This is a genomic window from Paraburkholderia sp. BL6669N2 (assembly GCF_003387275.1).
Lineage (GTDB): Bacteria > Pseudomonadota > Gammaproteobacteria > Burkholderiales > Burkholderiaceae > Paraburkholderia.
Genome location: NZ_QUNA01000001.1, coordinates 2,358,943 through 2,376,519, shown reverse-complemented (window position 1 = coordinate 2,376,519; position 17,577 = coordinate 2,358,943). Strand labels below are relative to the sequence as shown.

General features: G+C 61.8%; 19 protein-coding genes. 17 read left to right on the top strand and 2 right to left on the bottom strand.

Going from position 1 to position 17,577, the window contains the following annotated elements:
• Window positions 1-31: 31 nt before the first annotated feature.
• Window positions 32-1,036, top strand: a complete 1,005-nt coding sequence (locus tag B0G80_RS10800; RefSeq protein WP_116117979.1) for a S49 family peptidase — start codon at window positions 32-34, stop codon at window positions 1,034-1,036.
• An 87-nt stretch (window positions 1,037-1,123) separates the two neighbouring features.
• On the opposite strand, the gene B0G80_RS10795 is transcribed toward B0G80_RS10800, so the two are convergent.
• The gene (locus tag B0G80_RS10795; RefSeq protein ID WP_116117978.1) at window positions 1,124-1,843 is read right to left on the bottom strand and encodes an SAM-dependent methyltransferase; all 720 of its coding nucleotides are present in this window, start codon (window positions 1,841-1,843) and stop codon (window positions 1,124-1,126) included.
• The gene (locus tag B0G80_RS10790) at window positions 1,840-2,457 is read right to left on the bottom strand and encodes a Maf-like protein (protein WP_116117977.1); all 618 of its coding nucleotides are present in this window, start codon (window positions 2,455-2,457) and stop codon (window positions 1,840-1,842) included. The genes B0G80_RS10795 and B0G80_RS10790 overlap by 4 nt, the downstream gene beginning before the upstream one ends.
• Before the next feature lie 258 nt (window positions 2,458-2,715).
• On the opposite strand from B0G80_RS10790, the gene B0G80_RS10785 reads away from it, so the two are divergent.
• The 16 genes from B0G80_RS10785 (at window position 2,716) to lepB (ending at window position 17,420) form a co-directional block, all read left to right on the top strand.
• Entirely contained in the window at window positions 2,716-3,357 is a 642-nt protein-coding gene (locus tag B0G80_RS10785) for a DUF177 domain-containing protein (RefSeq protein ID WP_106283765.1), read from the top strand.
• Between the two features lie 101 nt (window positions 3,358-3,458).
• Window positions 3,459-3,638 carry a 50S ribosomal protein L32 gene (rpmF, locus tag B0G80_RS10780; RefSeq protein WP_006051932.1) on the top strand — a complete coding sequence of 60 codons (180 nt, stop codon included), beginning with the start codon at window positions 3,459-3,461 and terminating at the stop codon, window positions 3,636-3,638.
• 172 nt (window positions 3,639-3,810) lie between these two features.
• Entirely contained in the window at window positions 3,811-4,917 is a 1,107-nt protein-coding gene (gene plsX, locus B0G80_RS10770) for a phosphate acyltransferase PlsX (protein WP_106283764.1), read from the top strand.
• A complete protein-coding gene (locus B0G80_RS10765; RefSeq protein WP_116117976.1) occupies window positions 4,917-5,906 on the top strand; it encodes a beta-ketoacyl-ACP synthase III in 990 nt (329 codons plus the stop codon). The genes plsX and B0G80_RS10765 overlap by 1 nt, the downstream gene beginning before the upstream one ends.
• A 111-nt stretch (window positions 5,907-6,017) precedes the next feature.
• Entirely contained in the window at window positions 6,018-6,953 is a 936-nt protein-coding gene (gene fabD / locus B0G80_RS10760; RefSeq protein WP_116117975.1) for an ACP S-malonyltransferase, read from the top strand.
• A gap of 99 nt (window positions 6,954-7,052) precedes the next feature.
• Window positions 7,053-7,802, top strand: a complete 750-nt coding sequence (gene fabG, locus B0G80_RS10755; RefSeq protein ID WP_064268451.1) for a 3-oxoacyl-ACP reductase FabG — start codon at window positions 7,053-7,055, stop codon at window positions 7,800-7,802.
• 151 nt (window positions 7,803-7,953) lie between these two features.
• Window positions 7,954-8,193: an acyl carrier protein gene (gene acpP / locus B0G80_RS10750; protein WP_004197638.1), complete on the top strand. Its 240-nt coding sequence runs from the start codon at window positions 7,954-7,956 to the stop codon at window positions 8,191-8,193.
• Between the two features lie 232 nt (window positions 8,194-8,425).
• Window positions 8,426-9,664 carry a beta-ketoacyl-ACP synthase II gene (gene fabF, locus B0G80_RS10745; RefSeq protein ID WP_116119625.1) on the top strand — a complete coding sequence of 413 codons (1,239 nt, stop codon included), beginning with the start codon at window positions 8,426-8,428 and terminating at the stop codon, window positions 9,662-9,664.
• Between the two features lie 14 nt (window positions 9,665-9,678).
• The gene (locus B0G80_RS10740) at window positions 9,679-10,164 is read left to right on the top strand and encodes a hypothetical protein (protein ID WP_309568753.1); all 486 of its coding nucleotides are present in this window, start codon (window positions 9,679-9,681) and stop codon (window positions 10,162-10,164) included.
• Window positions 10,165-10,265: 101 nt separating this feature from the next.
• Complete coding sequence (gene rpoE, locus B0G80_RS10735) at window positions 10,266-10,865, top strand: RNA polymerase sigma factor RpoE (RefSeq protein WP_006051939.1); 600 nt, start codon at window positions 10,266-10,268, stop codon at window positions 10,863-10,865.
• Window positions 10,866-10,949: 84 nt separating this feature from the next.
• Window positions 10,950-11,579: a sigma-E factor negative regulatory protein gene (locus B0G80_RS10730; protein ID WP_116119623.1), complete on the top strand. Its 630-nt coding sequence runs from the start codon at window positions 10,950-10,952 to the stop codon at window positions 11,577-11,579.
• A gap of 4 nt (window positions 11,580-11,583) precedes the next feature.
• A complete protein-coding gene (locus B0G80_RS10725) occupies window positions 11,584-12,627 on the top strand; it encodes a MucB/RseB C-terminal domain-containing protein (RefSeq protein ID WP_106283832.1) in 1,044 nt (347 codons plus the stop codon).
• A 35-nt stretch (window positions 12,628-12,662) separates the two neighbouring features.
• Window positions 12,663-14,180 (top strand): DegQ family serine endoprotease, encoded by a 1,518-nt coding sequence (locus B0G80_RS10720; RefSeq protein WP_106283760.1) that lies wholly within the window; start codon window positions 12,663-12,665, stop codon window positions 14,178-14,180.
• On the top strand, window positions 14,177-14,440 hold the full coding sequence (locus B0G80_RS10715) for a glutaredoxin family protein (protein ID WP_106283759.1): 264 nt from the start codon (window positions 14,177-14,179) through the stop codon (window positions 14,438-14,440). The genes B0G80_RS10720 and B0G80_RS10715 overlap by 4 nt, the downstream gene beginning before the upstream one ends.
• Window positions 14,441-14,701: 261 nt before the next feature.
• A complete protein-coding gene (gene lepA / locus B0G80_RS10710; protein WP_106283758.1) occupies window positions 14,702-16,495 on the top strand; it encodes a translation elongation factor 4 in 1,794 nt (597 codons plus the stop codon).
• 31 nt (window positions 16,496-16,526) lie between these two features.
• Complete coding sequence (lepB, locus tag B0G80_RS10705; RefSeq protein WP_116117974.1) at window positions 16,527-17,420, top strand: signal peptidase I; 894 nt, start codon at window positions 16,527-16,529, stop codon at window positions 17,418-17,420.
• The last annotated feature ends 157 nt before the right edge of the window (window positions 17,421-17,577 follow it).

Here is a 17,577-nt window from a genome sequence, read left to right as displayed (position 1 = left end):
TTTCTCTTCTTCGATCTTTCCACTGCACCGCATGTCCGACAATTTGACTCCCGAGCCGAAGGAACCGTCCCTGAATGGCCGCCCCCGTACGCCTGCCGATGAGCCGGGCTGGGAACGCGCCGCGCTCGAGCGTATCGCGCTCGCGGCGATCAATGAGCAGCGCGCGGCGCGGCGCTGGAAGATTTTTTTCCGCTTTGTTTTTCTGGTTGTCGTGCTACTGGCGGTATGGGTGGCCATCGACGTCTCCGGCGACAAGGTAGCCGCCACCGGCCGGCACACGGCTATGGTGACACTTGATGGTGAGATATCGGCGGATAGGAACGCAAACGCGGAAGATATCAACACAGCGCTGCAGAGCGCGTTTGATGATGCGGGCACGGCCGGCGTGATCTTGCGCTGCAATAGTCCGGGCGGCAGCCCGGTGCAGGCGGGCATCATCTACGACGAAATTCGCCGTTTGCGCGCGAAATATCCTTCAATTCCGCTCTATGCGGTCGTGGGCGACATGTGCGCGTCCGGTGGCTACTATGCGGCCGCAGCCGCCGACAAGATTTATGTCGATAAGGCAAGCATCGTCGGTTCGATCGGCGTGCTGATGGACAGCTTCGGCTTCACCGGCCTGATGGATAAGCTCGGGATTCAGCGGCGCTTGCACACATCCGGCGAGAACAAGGGATTTTTCGATCCGTTCTCGCCTGAAACGCCGAAGATGGACGAACACGCTCAGGATATGCTCGATCAGATCCACGCGCAGTTTATCGACGCGGTGCGTCAGGGACGCGGCAAACGCCTGCATGAAACGCCCGACATGTTCTCCGGCCTTTTCTGGACTGGCCAGAAGAGCGTGGAGCTAGGCCTTGCCGACGGTTTGGGTGACGCGGATTATGTGGCCCGCGACCTGTTTAAAGCGCCGGATATCGTCGATTACACCGTAAAAGAGAGCATTACGGACCGCGTTGCGCGCAAGTTCGGCGCGGCGGTTGGTAGCGGCGCGGTTCACGCCATGGCACTCGGTGGGAAGATGAATTTGCGGTGAATTACTGGTGACAGTTAAAGAGGCGCCGCGCGGTCACCGTTTCGACGGTCGCGCGGCGCTTTTTTTGCGTGTCGTTGTTCGACCCAATCAAACGGCCAGGATCAGGAAAATAGCCGGACGCTTGTGCAGATCGATCGCCGGTTTTTTCTTCCAGTCGGCCACGGTGCGGCTGGCGATCGTTTCCGTTTCCAGCGTTAGGTCCACTGCCACGCAAACGAGCGTGGACGGCGCGCAAGTCGCCAGCAGGGTGTCGAGCAGGGCGCGGTTGCGGTACGGCGTCTCGATAAAAATTTGCGTTTGCTTGCCTTTGCGCGACTGCTGCTCCAGATCTCGCAGACGCTTGGCCCGCTCCGTGGCGTCAACCGGCAGGTAACCATGGAACGCAAAGCTCTGACCGTTGAGCCCCGACGCCATCAACGCCAGCAGAATCGAACTCGGGCCAACGAACGGCACGACCTTCACGCCGCGTTCATGCGCGCGGCGCACCAGCAGGGCGCCGGGGTCGGCGACCGCCGGGCAGCCCGCTTCGGAAACAAGACCCGCGTCGGTGCCCGCCAGAAGCGGCGCAAGCAGCTTGTCGATCTCGCCGGCCGGCGTATTCACGTTCAGTTCGCGAATCTCGATTTCCTGGATCGGCCGTTCCGTGCCGACTTTTTTCAGGAAAGCGCGCGTGGTTTTCGCGTTTTCGCCAATGTAATAGTGAAGCGACGCGGCACGGGCGCGGACCGGCGCGGGCAGGACGGCGTCGAGAGCCTCGGTATCGCCTTCGCCTAATGTATTTGGAATCAGATAGAGCGTACCGCTCATTGAGCCCCCAATAACGGATAGCCCACTGCGAGCAGCATGCGCGACAGTGTGATCAACGGCAGGCCGACGAGCGCGGTCGGATCGTCGGAATGGATGGCTTCGAGCAAGGCAATGCCGAGCCCCTCGGATTTGGCGCTGCCGGCGACGTCGTACGGCGTTTCCGCCAGCAAATAGGCTTGCAGAGCGGCATCCGGCAGATCGCGGAAATGCACGCGGGTGATCACGTCGACGGCTTGCACGGTGCCGGAGCGACTGTCGAACAGGCACAGCGCACTATGAAACAGCACTTCGCGGCCGCGCATCGCCTGCAATTGCGCGAGCGCCTTGGCGTGCGAGCCGGGCTTGCCGATCTGCAGGCCGTCGTAAGTGGCGACCTGGTCGGAGCCGATCACGAGCGCGGCTTCGCTGGCGCCGAGTCCGCCGGCGACCGCGCGCGCTTTGGCTTGCGCAAGCCGCAGCGCGGTGACTTCCGGCGTTTCGCCGGCGAGCGGCGTCTCGTCGATTGCGGGCACGACGACATCGAACGGCACGCGCAGGCGTTCGAGCAGTTCGCGGCGATAAGGCGAACTTGACGCCAGAATCAGGCGTGGCGGGCGATTGGGAGAATCAGACATGGGTTGATCAACGGCTAGGGAGGCGGGGCGTACAAGCTTGCGCGAAGCTCGCGCGCGTACGGGCTTAAGTGTTTGACTCGAAAAGACAAAACGGATATGATTTTGGGCTTTTCATCGGTATGCTTGCGCTAGGCGAGTCTCGGTGCCTGCCGTGCAGTGATCACTGCGGGCAAACACATGGGCCTCACGGGCTGTCTCGCAAATCGGTTATACCTCGCGGTTATATACGGCGAAATCCTTGCCGACGCAGGAGCGCACATGACTCAACATCCTGGCAACCCTGCAGGTCTGTCCGACCCGCACGATATCGATCTGTTCGAATTCGCGCGGAGTGGGCGTCAGGCCGCGGGAGTCGTGCGCGTCTTGCAACTGCCGCGCATGTTAAACGAAGTCCCGGCAGAAGCGCCAGACCGCGATACCGCGTTCACCTGGCAAGCCGAAGGGGCGACGCAGCCGGAATTGCAGGACGACGGCACCGAGGGTCCCCAGCCTTATTTGCGGATGGCGATTCACGGCGCTGCATGGCTCGAATGTCAGCGGTGCATGACACCGTACCAGCAGGCATTCAACGTCGATGCAACTTACCGGATCGTCAACACTGAGGCGGAAGCCGAAGAGTTTCCGCTCGACGAGGATGAAGTCGAAGTGATCGTGGGTTCGAACCATTTCGATCTCATCGACTTGATCGAGGAAGAATTGCTGCTTTCCTTGCCGCTCGTGCCCAAGCACGAGATGTGTCCCGAAGTGCACGAGAGCCTCGTCTCTGGTGTGGCCGGTGCCGAAGGCGAGGGCGACGAGGGCGCACTGGACGAAGCAGGTGAGGGCGGCGAGCCCGAACGGCCCAATCCGTTTGCGGCGCTCCAGAGTCTCAAGCGCGGCGAGCCGGACAAGAAGCACTGAACAGTTGCATTGGAGCGCGATGCGGGCGCATTGGCCACTCGGCCAGTGGCGGACACCGAGTCGGGCTGTGTTAGAATCCGAAAAATTTTTAGGAGTTAGTCATGGCAGTTCAACAAAACAAGAAGTCGCCGTCGAAGCGCGGCATGCACCGTTCGCACGATTTCCTGACGGCAGCGCCGCTGGCCGTGGAACCGAGCACGGGCGAAGTGCATCTGCGTCACCACGTTAGCCCGAACGGCTACTATCGCGGCAAGAAAGTCGTCAAGACGAAGAACGACTAATCGTTTCACTGCGTTGCGCCTTGTGGCGTTTCGCGTGGCGATCGGCTCGCTTGACATTTTCCCGGCTCGGCAAAAAGGCGGCATTCAATTGCCGCTTTTTTGTGTCGATCGCAGTTGGCGCTCCGGCGCTTGCTATGATCCCATGCAGGGCGTCTGAAATTCGTCGCACTCCATGACAGTAAAGCTCACGATAGATTGCATGGGAGGCGACCACGGCCCGTCCGTGACCGTTCCCGCTGCCGTCAACTTCGTTCGATCGCATCCCGATGCTGAGCTGCTGCTCGTCGGCATCGAAAGTGCGATTCGTGCGCAGCTGAAGAGGTTGAAGGCTCAGGACCTGCCGGCGCTGACCGTCGTACCCGCTTCCGAGATCGTCGCCATGGACGATTCGGTCGAAGTCGCGCTGCGCAAGAAAAAAGATTCCTCCATGCGCGTGGCGCTAAACCGCGTCAAGGAAGGCGAGGCGCAAGCCTGCATTTCCGCCGGCAATACCGGCGCGCTGATGGCGGTTTCGCGTTACGTGCTGAAAACGCTGTCGGGCATCGAACGCCCGGCCATCGCGTCGGCACTGCCCAATCCCAATGGCTACACGATGATGCTCGACCTGGGCGCCAACGTCGATTGCGAGCCGCAGCATCTGCTGCAGTTCGCGGAGATGGGGCACGCGCTCGTGTCCGCGCTCGAGGGCAAGGATCGGCCTACCATCGGCCTGCTCAACATCGGCGAAGAAGTCATCAAGGGCAATGACACCATCAAACGTGCCGGTGAACTGCTGCGCGCGAGTACACTTAACTTTCACGGTAACGTTGAAGGCAACGATATCTTCAAGGGCACGGTCGACGTGATCGTCTGCGACGGTTTTGTCGGCAATGTCGCGCTGAAGACGTCGGAAGGCCTCGCGCAGATGTTGTCCAACATCATCAAGGAAGAGTTCGGCCGTTCGTGGCTCACCAAGGTGATGGCGGTGCTCGCCTTGCCGGTATTGATGCGCTTCAAGAAACGTGTCGATCATCGGCAATACAATGGCGCTGCGTTGCTCGGCCTGCGCGGGCTGGTGATCAAAAGCCACGGTTCGGCGGATGCTTACGGGTTTGAGTGGGCTATCAAACGCGGGTATGATGCCGTCAAAAACGGCGTGCTGGAACGCCTTGCGCGAGCGATGGAAGAGAACGCGGGTTCTCTCGAACAGGCGGCGCGCGACGCGAGCGGTGCGGGCCACGCAAGCCCGATCGCCGGCCAGCCAGCCGAGCCCTACGCTGCGCAATCCTCGAAGGCATAATGGCTCAATCGACAATTTATTCCCGCGTGCTGGGCACCGGCAGCTATCTGCCGCCCGACCGCGTCACCAATCAGGATCTGGCCGAACGTCTCGCCAAGCAAGGTGTCGAGACGAGCGACGAGTGGATCGTCGCCCGCACGGGCATTCATGCGCGCCACTTTGCGGACCCTGATGTCACGACTAGCGATCTCGCGCTCATCGCTTCGCAACGTGCGATCGAGGCAGCGGACGTCGACCCGCAGTCCATCGATCTGATCATCGTCGCCACCTCCACGCCGGACTTCGTGTTTCCGAGCACGGCGTGCCTGCTGCAGAACAAGCTCGGCATCAAGAACCACGGCGCGGCATTCGACGTGCAAGCCGTCTGTTCCGGGTTTGCCTACGCGGTGGCCACGGCGGACAGCTTCATTCGCAGCGGTCAGCATCGCACGGCGCTCGTGATCGGCGCGGAAACCTTCTCGCGCATCTTGGACTTCAACGACCGCACTACCTGCGTGCTGTTCGGCGACGGCGCGGGCGCGGTGATCCTGCAGGCATCCGAACAACCCGGCGTGCTGGCCAGCGCATTGCACGCCGACGGCAGCCACTCGAACATTCTCTGCACACCGGGCAATGTGAACGGCGGTGTCGTGGCGGGCAGCGCGTTCCTGCATATGGACGGGCAGGCCGTGTTCAAACTCGCCGTCAACGTGCTCGAAAAAGTCGCGGTCGAAGCGCTCGAGAAGGCCAATCTGTCGGCTGAACAGATCGACTGGCTGATTCCGCATCAGGCGAATATCCGCATCATGCAAAGCACCTGTCGCAAGCTCGGTTTGCCGCAGGAACGCATGGTCGTCACGGTGGGCGAGCACGGCAATACGTCGGCTGCGTCCATTCCGCTCGCATTCGACGTCGCGGTGCGCGACGGCCGCATCAAGCGCGGCCAGAACGTGCTGATCGAAGGTGTCGGCGGCGGCTTCACGTGGGGCGCGTCGGTTATCCGCTACTAATGGCGGCGACGTTGCGGCGAGCGCTATTCGCAGCGCTCGGCTGCATATGAGCGCGCTCGCCGTCAACCGGGCGCGCCACCCACATCTGACTAAATCGATTTTGGGGACGATATGAAATTTGCGTTCGTTTTTCCTGGGCAAGGTTCGCAATCGGTCGGCATGCTCAACGCATTCGCCGATCACGCGATCGTGCGTGAGACGGTTCAGGAAGCCTCCGATGCGCTCAACCAGGATCTCGGCAAACTGATCGCCGAAGGCCCCGTCGAAGATCTGAACCTCACCACCAACACTCAGCCGGTCATGCTGACCGCCGCTTACGCGATGTATCGCGCGTGGCTGCAGGCAGGCGGCCCGAAGCCCGCGATCGTCGCGGGCCATAGCCTCGGCGAATACACCGCACTGGTCGCGGCGGGCGCGATCGCGTTTCGCGATGCCGTGCCGCTCGTGCGTTTTCGCGCGCAAGCCATGCAAACGGCGGTGCCGGTCGGTGAAGGCGGCATGGCCGCGATTCTCGGTCTCGACGATGACGCAGTGCGCGCGGTGTGCGCCGAGGCGTCGGTCGCGGGCGTGGTCGAAGCGGTGAATTTCAATGCGCCGGCGCAGGTCGTGATCGCAGGAAACAAGGCTGCGGTTGAAAAGGCCTGCGAAGTGGCGAAGGCGAAGGGCGCCAAGCGCGCGTTGCCGCTGCCGGTCTCGGCGCCGTTCCACTCGTCGCTGCTTAAGCCCGCGTCGGATCAGTTGCGCGAGTATCTGGCGAGCGTCGAGGTGCGGGTGCCGGCGATTCCGGTCATCAACAACGTCGATGTCGCGGTGGTCAATGAGCCGGCCGGGATCAAGGACGCGCTGGTGCGTCAGGCGGCCGGCGCGGTGCGTTGGGTCGAAAGCGTGCAAGCCATGTCGGCTCAAGGCGTCACGCACGTGATCGAATGCGGGCCGGGCAAGGTCCTTGCGGGTTTGACCAAGCGTATCGACGGCAATCTGGTCGGCGCTTCGATCTTCGATCCGGTTTCGCTTGAAGAAACGCTCAAACTCGTGAAGGCAGGCTGAACGCAACGTCGCGTCGCGCCTGGCAGCAGGCGCTCCGCGACGGCGGCAGGACTTCGCATCAGAATCAATCAGCCCTCCGAAGGGCATCCGGACTGACAGATGGAAAAGACTCTCGACAAGCAGATTGCAATCGTCACTGGCGCCTCGCGCGGCATTGGCCGTGCGATCGCCATGGAGCTGGCGCGCCAGGGCGCGACGGTGATCGGCACGGCGACCAGCGAAAGCGGGGCGGCCGCCATCAGCGAAGCGTTTAACGCGGCTGGCGTGAACGGTCGCGGTGCAGTGCTGAACGTCAACGACGCGGCTGCGGCGGAAGCGCTGATCGACGGCACGGTGAAGGAATTCGGCGCGCTGCACGTGCTGGTGAATAACGCCGGCATCACGCAGGATCAGCTCGCCATGCGCATGAAGGACGACGATTGGGACGCGGTGGTCGACACCAACCTCAAGTCGGTATTCCGTCTGTCGCGCGCGGTGCTGCGCCCCATGATGAAGGCGAAGGGTGGCCGCATCATCAATATCACGTCGGTGGTCGGCTCGGCCGGCAACCCAGGGCAGATCAATTACGCCGCCGCGAAAGCGGGCGTGGCGGGCATGACGCGCGCGCTCGCACGCGAGATCGGCAGCCGCGGCATCACGGTCAACTGCGTCGCGCCGGGTTTCATCGACACCGACATGACCAAGACTCTGCCGGAAGAGCAGCAAACGGCGCTGAAGACGCAGATTCCGCTGGGCCGCCTCGGCAGCCCGGAAGATATCGCGCACGCCGTGGCGTTTCTGGCATCGCCGCAAGCCGGCTATATCACTGGCACGACGCTGCATGTGAACGGCGGAATGTACATGTCGTAACCAAATTCGGTTACTATCCGCGCCTTGATGCGTTTGTAAATGCGTAAGGCGTATGCCTTGACAGCAACCCGATGCGCCGCTTTTTTGCCGGGTCAAACCTGATAAAATGCGCGCACCTGTATTTTTGAACTTCTTTTCCCTTGGAGGGGTAATGGACAATATCGAACAGCGCGTCAAGAAGATCGTCGCAGAACAACTGGGCGTTGCAGAAGCTGAGATCAAGAACGAAGCTTCGTTCGTGAACGACCTCGGCGCCGACTCGCTCGACACCGTTGAACTCGTGATGGCCCTCGAAGACGAATTCGGCATGGAAATTCCGGATGAAGAAGCCGAGAAGATCACCACCGTTCAGCAAGCGATCGACTACGCTCGCGCGAACGTCAAGGCCTAAGGTCATTCGCGCCCGCGTTTCTGCGTTGGCGGCGTATGACGCCCTGCCGTGTCGGTTGCCGACGCCAGCAGGGGTGGTGCTTTTTGCCGCGCGTTTTGCCAAGCAGGAGCCAGCGATGTCGACAGCGCAAGTTTTCGCGCGATTGCCGAGTTAAACAGCCACAGGGCATACAGGGCAGGTTCCTGTGGCCGCTGTGGCTTTTGCTTTTGTCATCTATGAAAAAGGGGTTACCGTGAGCCGCCGTCGTGTTGTTGTTACAGGCCTGGGGCTGATTTCGCCTGTTGGCAATAATGTTGCCGACGGCTGGGCCAATCTGGTCGCCGGCAAGTCGGGTATTGCCAATATCACGAAGTTCGATGCGTCGAACTTCTCGACTCGTTTCGCCGGCGAGGTGAAGGGCTTCAATATCGAGGACTACATCCCCGGTAAGGAAGCGCGCCACATGGATACGTTCATCCATTACGGCGTGGCTGCAGGCATCCAGGCGATGCAGGACAGCGGCCTCGAAGTCACCGACGAGAATTCGGAGCGTATCGGTGTGGTGGTGGGTTCGGGCATCGGCGGCTTGCCGATGATCGAAGTGACGCAAACCGAACTGCTCAATCGCGGCCCGCGCCGCATTTCGCCGTTCTTCGTGCCGGCGTCGATCATCAACATGATCTCTGGCCATCTGTCGATCAAGTTCGGCATCAAAGGTCCGAATCTGGCGATCGTGACGGCGTGTACCACCGGCCTGCACTGTATCGGCGAGGCTTCGCGCCTGATCGAATACGGCGACGCCGACGTGATGATCGCGGGCGGCGCGGAATCGACCGTGTCGCCGCTCGGTATCGGCGGCTTTGCGGCGGCGCGCGCGCTGTCGCAACGCAATGACGATCCGGCAACCGCGAGCCGTCCGTGGGACAAGGATCGCGACGGTTTCGTGCTGGGCGAGGGTGCGGGTGTGATGGTGCTCGAAGAGTACGAACACGCGAAAGCACGCGGCGCGAAGATTTACGCCGAAGTCAGCGGCTATGGGATGAGCGGCGACGCCTATCACATGACCGCGCCGCTGGAAGACGGCGACGGCGCTCGCCGCTGCATGCTGGCCGCGTTGAAGAACGCGGGCATCAACACGGATCAGGTGAATTATCTGAACGCGCACGGCACCTCCACGCCGCTCGGCGACCTGGCTGAAACCACCGGCATCAAGCGTGCGTTCGGCGAACACGCCAAAGACATGGTGGTGAACTCGACCAAGTCGATGACGGGTCACCTGCTGGGCGGCGCCGGCGGTCTGGAGTCGGTGTTCACCGTGCTGGCCGTGCATCATCAGGTGTCGCCGCCGACCATCAACATCTTCAATCAGGATCCGGCCTGCGATCTGGACTACTGCGCCAACACCGCGCGGGAGATGAAGATCGACGTCGCGCTGAAGAACTCGTTTGGGTTCGGCGGCACGAACGGCACGCTGGTCTTCAAGCGCGCCTGATCGCCCGATAGTTGGTGACGCGTCAGTCAACGGCGCCGGCTGTGCCGGCGCTTTCCCCTGAATCGGCCCAGCCCGACGGAGCGCCGCAGCGGATTTCGCTGCGGCGCTCCGTCGCCGTCTGGGCTGCGTTAGGGGTTTTCGTTCTGACGGCGACATCGGCCGTCTTTGCTTGTCTCGCGTCGCACCTGGGCACGTGGCAGGCCGTTCCGTTGACGCTCGCCGTGTGGGCATGGCTCGCGCTTTGCGCGCTTCGGTACGAGCGCGCGCAGCCTGTCGCGTTGAAAATCGGGCCGGACGGATTGTCTGTCTGGGGCCGGACGGGTGCGCTGCTGGCGCAGGGGCGTATTGCCGGATGTTCGCAATGGAGCGGCCGCTTGCTGATTCTTGCGCTGATGCCGGAACGGGGCCGTACGCGCACGGTACTGCTTGCCGCCGACGCGCTCCCAGCGCCGGTTTTCCGGGAACTGGCCGTGCTGGGCCGGCGTGGCGCCGGCGTCTGACTGTAACGACTGTAACCGCTGTTACCGGCGTAACGTGCCCTCATGACGGGAACGCTACAATGGTGCCCCGCCATGCGCCCTATAGTTAACGGATTTATCAGGTGAGCGAAAAAGAAATTGATCAGGTGCTGGTCGAACGCGTCCAGAAGGGCGACAAGGCCGCGTTCGAGCTACTGGTCTCCAAATACCACCGCAAGATTCTCCGGCTGATCTCGCGTCTCGTGCGGGACCCCGCCGAGGTAGAAGACGTCGCTCAGGACGCCTTTATCAAGGCGTACCGGGCGTTGCCGCAGTTTCGCGGCGAATCGGCCTTTTATACGTGGTTGTACCGGATTGCCGTGAACACGGCAAAGAACTACCTTGCCACCCAAGGGCGACGCGCGCCGACCTCGACCGAAGCAGATGCTGAAGAAGCTGAAACTTTCTCGGACGCGGACCAACTAAGGGATATCAACACGCCTGAGTCGATGTTGATGAGCAAGCAGATCGCTGAGACGGTCAATGCTGCGATGGCGGTTTTACCGGAAGAGTTGCGCACCGCCATTACTCTTCGTGAAATTGAAGGTTTGAGTTACGAGGAAATCGCTGAGATGATGGGTTGCCCAATCGGCACAGTCAGATCGCGAATTTTCCGCGCTCGCGAAGCCATTGCGGCAAAATTGCGTCCGTTGCTTGACACACCCGAAGGCAAACGCTGGTAAACCACCAGCGCTGCTAGATGGGGCGCGGGTGCAATATCTGGATTAGTGGTGTCACTACGGGGTATTTGTAAGATGGGGAGCATCATGGGGTCGGTCTCGATGCAATCGCAAGTCAGCTCGCGCGGCGAGCGTCTGTCCGCTTTTGTCGACGGTGAGCTGTTCGGCGAAGAGCATCTGAATCTGGACACATTTTTTTCTGGGCTGAACGGCGAGGATCGCGCCGCCTGGTCGAGCTATCACCTGATCGGCGACGCATTGCGTTCCGACGATCTGGCGATCAGCCCGGCGGCGAGCAGCGCGTTTCTCAGCGGTTTCGCCGCGCGCCTCGACAACGAACCGCACGTGCTGGCGCCTGCCGCCATGCCGGTTGCGCGTCGTTTGCTGGCGTTGCGTCGCCGGGTCGTGCCGGCGTTTGCCGTCGCGGCGGCGGCCGCCACGCTGACGTGGATCGTCGTGCCGCAACTGCAAGGTGTGCCGGGCGGTCCGGGCGCGTCGCAAATCGCGTCGGTTCAGCATGGCGACTCGCTGCAACGCGTGGCCATGGCGCCTGCGCCGACAGCGACGGTCCAGCCGGTCGCGCAAGACGCCAACATTATTCGCGACGCCAGTCTCGACCAGTATCTGGAAGCTCACCAGCAATTCGCGCAACAACCGGTCATGCCGGGCTCGATGCCGCTGATTCGCGCTGCCGCCGTTTCTACGCAAGGCCAATAGTTTGATGCAGACTCCGCGGTTGAATAAAACGACTATCTGGGGGCGGCTGCCGGCATTTCTGTTCTGCGCAGCCGTATTGTTGTCCGCTACACCGCGGGTCTTTGCACAAACTGACGACCCGCTCGTTGCCCGTCGCACGGCCGCGGATCTGCTCGATCGCATCCATCAGGCAGCGCAACAGCAGAATTACGAGGGCGCGTTCGTCTACCAGCGCGGCAATTTCGTTCAGACGTCGCGGATCGCGCACTACGCGACCCGTGCGGACGGTGAATTCGAGCAACTCGAAAGCCTCGACGGCAAGCCGCGAAAAATGCTGCGTCATAACGACGAGCTCTACACGTTCGTGCCGGAGCGGCACTTGTGCGTCGTCGAGAAGCGTCAGAATAAGGATTCATTTCCAGCGCTGCTGGCCGTGAGCGGCGAGCAGGTGCTATCGGTTTACGAGCCCAAGCTGCTCGGCGACGACCGCGTCGCGGGCGTCGACAGTCAGGTGATCGAACTCGATCCGAAAGACGCGTATCGCTTTGCGTACAAGCTGTGGGCCGACAAGAAAACCGGCCTGCTGCTGCGTGCCCAGACGCTTGATCCGAATGGTCAGGTGCTCGAGCAACTGTCGTTTTCCCAGATTCGCATCGGCGTGCCGGTCGACAAGGCCGGCATCGTCAACGGTATTCGTAACACGGCGGGGTGGACCGTGGTGCGTCCGCCGGTCGAGCCGGTCGACATGGCCGCGCAAGGCTGGCAGATCACGCCGACGGTGCCGGGCTTCCGCAAGATTCGTGAACTGCGCCGTCCCATGGCCGCGCGCGATCCGGGTCAGCCGACCATTCCGGTGGACCAGGCGGTGTTCTCCGACGGCCTCGCAGCCATTTCGGTATTCGTCGAACCGGTCGAAAACAACACGCGCAAGGAAGGCGCGGGCAGCAGCGGCGCCACACACGTGCTCGTCAAGCGTCGCGGCGACTTCTGGATTACTCTGCTTGGTGAAGTGCCCCAGGCCACATTGCAGCAATTTGCGTCTGCCATAGAATACAAAGCTCCGAAGTAATCCTCCGAATCCTGAATCCCTCGGCTTGCTACGATATGACGACTTTCTCGGTGCGCAAATTCCTCGCGGCCGCGGTGGTGGCGGCTTGTTTGCCGCTCGTACCGCATACGGCGTCGGCGGCTCCGGCCGCCAATCTGCCCGACTTCACTGATCTGGTCGACAAGGTCGGCCCGGCGGTCGTCAACATTCGCACGACTACACGCGTGTCGAACAGCGGTGCTCGCGGCGGTTTGCCGCCGGGTATGGACGACGGCGACATGTCGGAGTTTTTCCGGCGCTTCTTCGGCATTCCGTTGCCGCAGTCGCCGCAATCCCCCGGTGCACCCGGTTCGCCGCGTGGTGGCGACAACGGCGGCAGCGGCGGCAGCCAGGACTTGCCGGATAACAGCGATGCCGAGCAGAACAGCGGCGTCGGCTCGGGCTTCATTCTGTCGGCGGACGGCTACGTGATGACCAACGCGCACGTCATCGACGACGCGGACACCATTTACGTCACACTCACCGACAAGCGCGAGTTCAAGGCGAAGCTGATCGGCGTGGACGATCGGACCGACGTTGCCGTCGTGAAGATCAGCGCCGCCAATCTGCCGACCATTACGATCGGCGACTCGAACAAGGTGCGCGTGGGCGAGTGGGTCGTGGCAATCGGGTCGCCGTTCGGTCTCGAGAACACGGTGACGGCCGGCATCGTCAGCGCCAAGGGGCGCGATACGGGCGATTATCTGCCGTTCATCCAGACCGACGTGGCCGTCAATCCGGGCAATTCGGGCGGTCCGCTGATCAACATGCAGGGCGAGGTGATCGGCATCAACTCGCAGATCTACAGCCGCACGGGCGGTTTCATGGGCATCTCGTTCGCGATTCCGATCGACGAAGCCATGCGCGTGGCCGATCAGCTGAAGGCGTCGGGTAAGGTCGTGCGCGGGCGGATCGCGGTAGCGATCGGCGAAGTGACCAAAGACGTGGCCGACTCGCTCGGCCTGCCGAAGGCGCAGGGCGCGCTGGTCAGCAGCGTCGAACCGGGCGGCCCGGCGGACAAAGCCGGCGTGCAGCCGGGCGACATCATCCTGAAGTTCAACGGCCATTCGGTCGATACGGCAACGGACCTGCCGCGCATGGTCGGCGACACCAAGCCGGGCACCAAGTCGACGATCACGATCTGGCGCAAGGGCCAGACGCGCGATCTGCCGGTGACGATCGCCGAGATGCAGCCGGACAAATCGGCCAAGGCGGATCAGAAGAAACCGCAGCCGCCGAAGCAGCGCGCCACCAACGCGCTGGGTGTGGCCGTCAGCGATATCCCCGCCGACCAGTTGAAGGCGCTGAAGCTGCGCAACGGCGTGCAGATCGACGCCGCGGACGGTCCTGCAGCGCGCGTCGGCTTGCAGAAGGGCGACATCATCCTGCGGGTGGGCGATACGGACATCACCAGTGCGAAGCAGTTCGACGAGGTGAGTTCGCACCTCGATCCGCAGAAGATGGTCGCGCTGCTGGTTCGCCGCGGCGAGAACACGCAGTTCGTGCCGGTCCGGCCGCGCAGCGTGCAGAAATGACGAAAGCGGCGCCGCTCACGCTCTACGGGCGCGCGTGGTGCCACCTTTGCGACGACCTGCGTGCCGCGCTCGAGCCCTTGCTGGCCGAATTCGGCGCACAGGTCCAGGTGATCGACGTCGACACCGATCCCTTGCTGGAAGCGCGTTACAACGAACTGGTGCCGGTTCTGGTCTGCGACGGCGTCGAACTGTGTCACTATCGCCTCGACGAAGCGCGGGTTCGTGCCGCGCTCGCCGCCCGGGTTGCGGCCAGGCCTTGAGTTCGACTCAAGGGTTCGAACACAGCGCCAGCGCCGCGCCGTTCACATCGAGCTTCACGTCTCTCCTGTCGACCCGAGTTGTCGCCTTAGCGCCTTACTCTGGTCCCATGCAACCCGGTTGCTGAGCCGTCTTTTCCGCCCGAGCTTCGCAAGATGCGCCGGGCGATAGCCTTTTCGGCTAAAATAGATAGGTTTTTCACCTACTTACAAGGCGTGCTCCGCTATTGTCCGAGCGCGCCTTTTTTGCTTGATCGGCACTGAATGGATCATATTCGTAACTTCTCGATCATTGCGCACATCGACCATGGCAAGTCGACGCTCGCCGATCGCATCATCCAGATTTGCGGCGGCCTGTCCGACCGCGAGATGGAATCTCAAGTGCTCGATTCGATGGATCTCGAACGCGAGCGCGGCATCACCATCAAGGCCCAAACCGCCGCACTGACATACAAAGCCCGTGACGGGCAAGTCTACAACCTGAACATGATCGACACGCCGGGCCACGTTGACTTCTCGTACGAAGTCAGCCGCTCGCTGTCCGCATGCGAAGGCGCGCTGCTGGTCGTGGACGCGAGCCAGGGCGTGGAAGCGCAAACCGTGGCCAACTGCTACACGGCGATCGAACTTGGCGTCGACGTGATTCCGGTGCTCAACAAGATCGATCTGCCGGCCGCGAACCCTGAAAACGCGATCGCCGAAATCGAAGACGTGATCGGCATCGACGCGACCGACGCCACGCATTGCAGCGCCAAGACCGGCCTCGGCGTCGAAGACGTGCTCGAAGCGCTGATCGCCAAAGTGCCGCCGCCCAAGGGCGATCCGGAAGCGCCGCTGCAGGCGCTGATCATCGACTCGTGGTTCGACAACTACGTCGGCGTTGTGATGCTGGTGCGTATCGTCAACGGCACGCTGCGTCCCAAGGACAAGATCCGCATGATGGCGACCGGTGCGCAGTATCCGGTCGAGCATGTCGGCGTGTTCACGCCGAAGTCGAAGAATCTCGAATCGCTGTCGGCCGGGCAGGTAGGTTTCATCATCGCCGGCATCAAGGAATTGGCTGCGGCGAAGGTGGGCGACACCGTCACGCTCGTGAACCGTCCGGCCGCCGAGCCGCTACCGGGTTTCAAGGAAGTGAAGCCGCAGGTGTTCGCCGGTCTCTATCCGGTCGAAGCAAACCAGTACGACGCGCTGCGCGATTCGCTCGAAAAGCTGAAGCTGAACGACGCCTCGCTGATGTACGAGCCTGAAGTGTCGCAGGCGCTCGGCTTCGGTTTCCGTTGCGGTTTCCTGGGGCTGCTGCACATGGAGATCGTGCAGGAACGACTGGAGCGCGAGTTCGATATGGACCTGATCACCACGGCGCCCACCGTGGTGTACGAAGTCCTGCAGCGCGACGGCACGACCATCATGGTCGAGAATCCGGCCAAGATGCCGGAGCCGTCGAAGATCGAAGAGGTGCGCGAACCGATCGTCACCGTGAACCTGTACATGCCGCAAGACTACGTCGGCTCGGTGATCACGCTTTGCACGCAAAAGCGCGGCACGCAGATCAACATGCAATATCACGGCCGCCAGGTGCAGTTGACCTACGAAATCCCGATGGGCGAAGTCGTGCTCGATTTCTTCGATCGTCTGAAGTCGATTTCGCGCGGCTACGCGTCGATGGATTACGAGTTCAAGGAATACCGCGCGGCAGACGTCGTGAAGGTCGACATGCTGATCAACGGCGACAAGGTGGACGCGCTGTCGGTCATCGTGCACCGCTCGCAAAGCCAGTACCGCGGCCGCGAAGTGGCGTCGAAAATGCGTGAACTGATTCCGCGCCAAATGTACGACGTGGCGATTCAGGCCACCATCGGCGCGAATATTATTGCGCGCGAGAACATTAAAGCGTTGCGTAAGAACGTGCTGGCAAAATGCTACGGCGGCGATATCTCGCGTAAGAAGAAGCTGCTGGAAAAGCAAAAGGCAGGCAAGAAGCGAATGAAGCAGGTGGGATCGGTCGAGATTCCGCAAGAGGCTTTCCTCGCGATCCTGCGTGTCGAAGACAAATAAGACGAACAACGAAGACGAACAACGGAACTCTATGAATTTTGCGCTGATTCTTTTTGTGCTCGTCATTTTGACGGGCGTCGCATGGGTCGCAGACAAACTGGTTTTCATGCCGCAACGGCGCCGCGCGGCGGAAGCCGCGGTCACCGAGTTCGACCGCCAGCAGGCACGCATCGGCGAGCGTTTCGCCGACGAAAACGCGGCGCAAACGCGCGCGCGTCTGCGTGACGACAAGCTGCGCCAACCGTGGTGGCTCGAGTATTCGGCGAGCTTTTTCCCGGTGATTCTGGTGGTGTTCGTGGTGCGCTCGTTCGTGGTCGAGCCGTTCAAGATTCCTTCCGGTTCGATGGTGCCGACGCTGCTGGTGGGCGACTTCATTCTCGTGAATAAATTCGACTACGGCATCCGTCTACCGATTACCAACACGAAGATCACCGAAGGCCGTCCGCTGCAACGCGGCGACGTGGTGGTGTTCCGTTACCCGAAAGACGAATCGGTCGACTACATCAAGCGTGTGATCGGCTTGCCGGGCGACACCGTCGCCTATCAGGACAAGCAGCTCACGATCAACGGCAAGCCGGTGCCGGAGACACCGCTGCCCGATTACCTCGACGACGAACGCATGGGTTACGCGAAGCAGTTCGAAGAGGATCTAGACGGCCGCAAGAACGCGATTCTGAACAATCCCGCCGTGCCGCCGTTCATCGTCGGCGCCGAAGATTATCCGTATCGCGACAACTGCACGTACAACGCACGCGGCGTGATCTGCAAGGTACCGCCGGGCAACTACTTCATGATGGGCGACAACCGCGACAACAGCGCGGATAGCCGCTACTGGGGTTTCGCGCCGGACAAGAATGTCGTCGGCCGCGCGTTTTTCATCTGGATGAACTTCAGCAATCTGAAACGCATCGGCTCGTTCAACTGAGTTCGTGTGCATTGATTGCACGACACGCCGCGTGGTTGACTCGCAGTTGGCCTTCACCAGGCCACACGAGCCGCGGCGTGTTATCACGCTACTTTAAGATCCCGCGGTAACGTCGCTACACCACGCTTTTTCCGCTGGCCGCCCCGCGTTTTCGCCG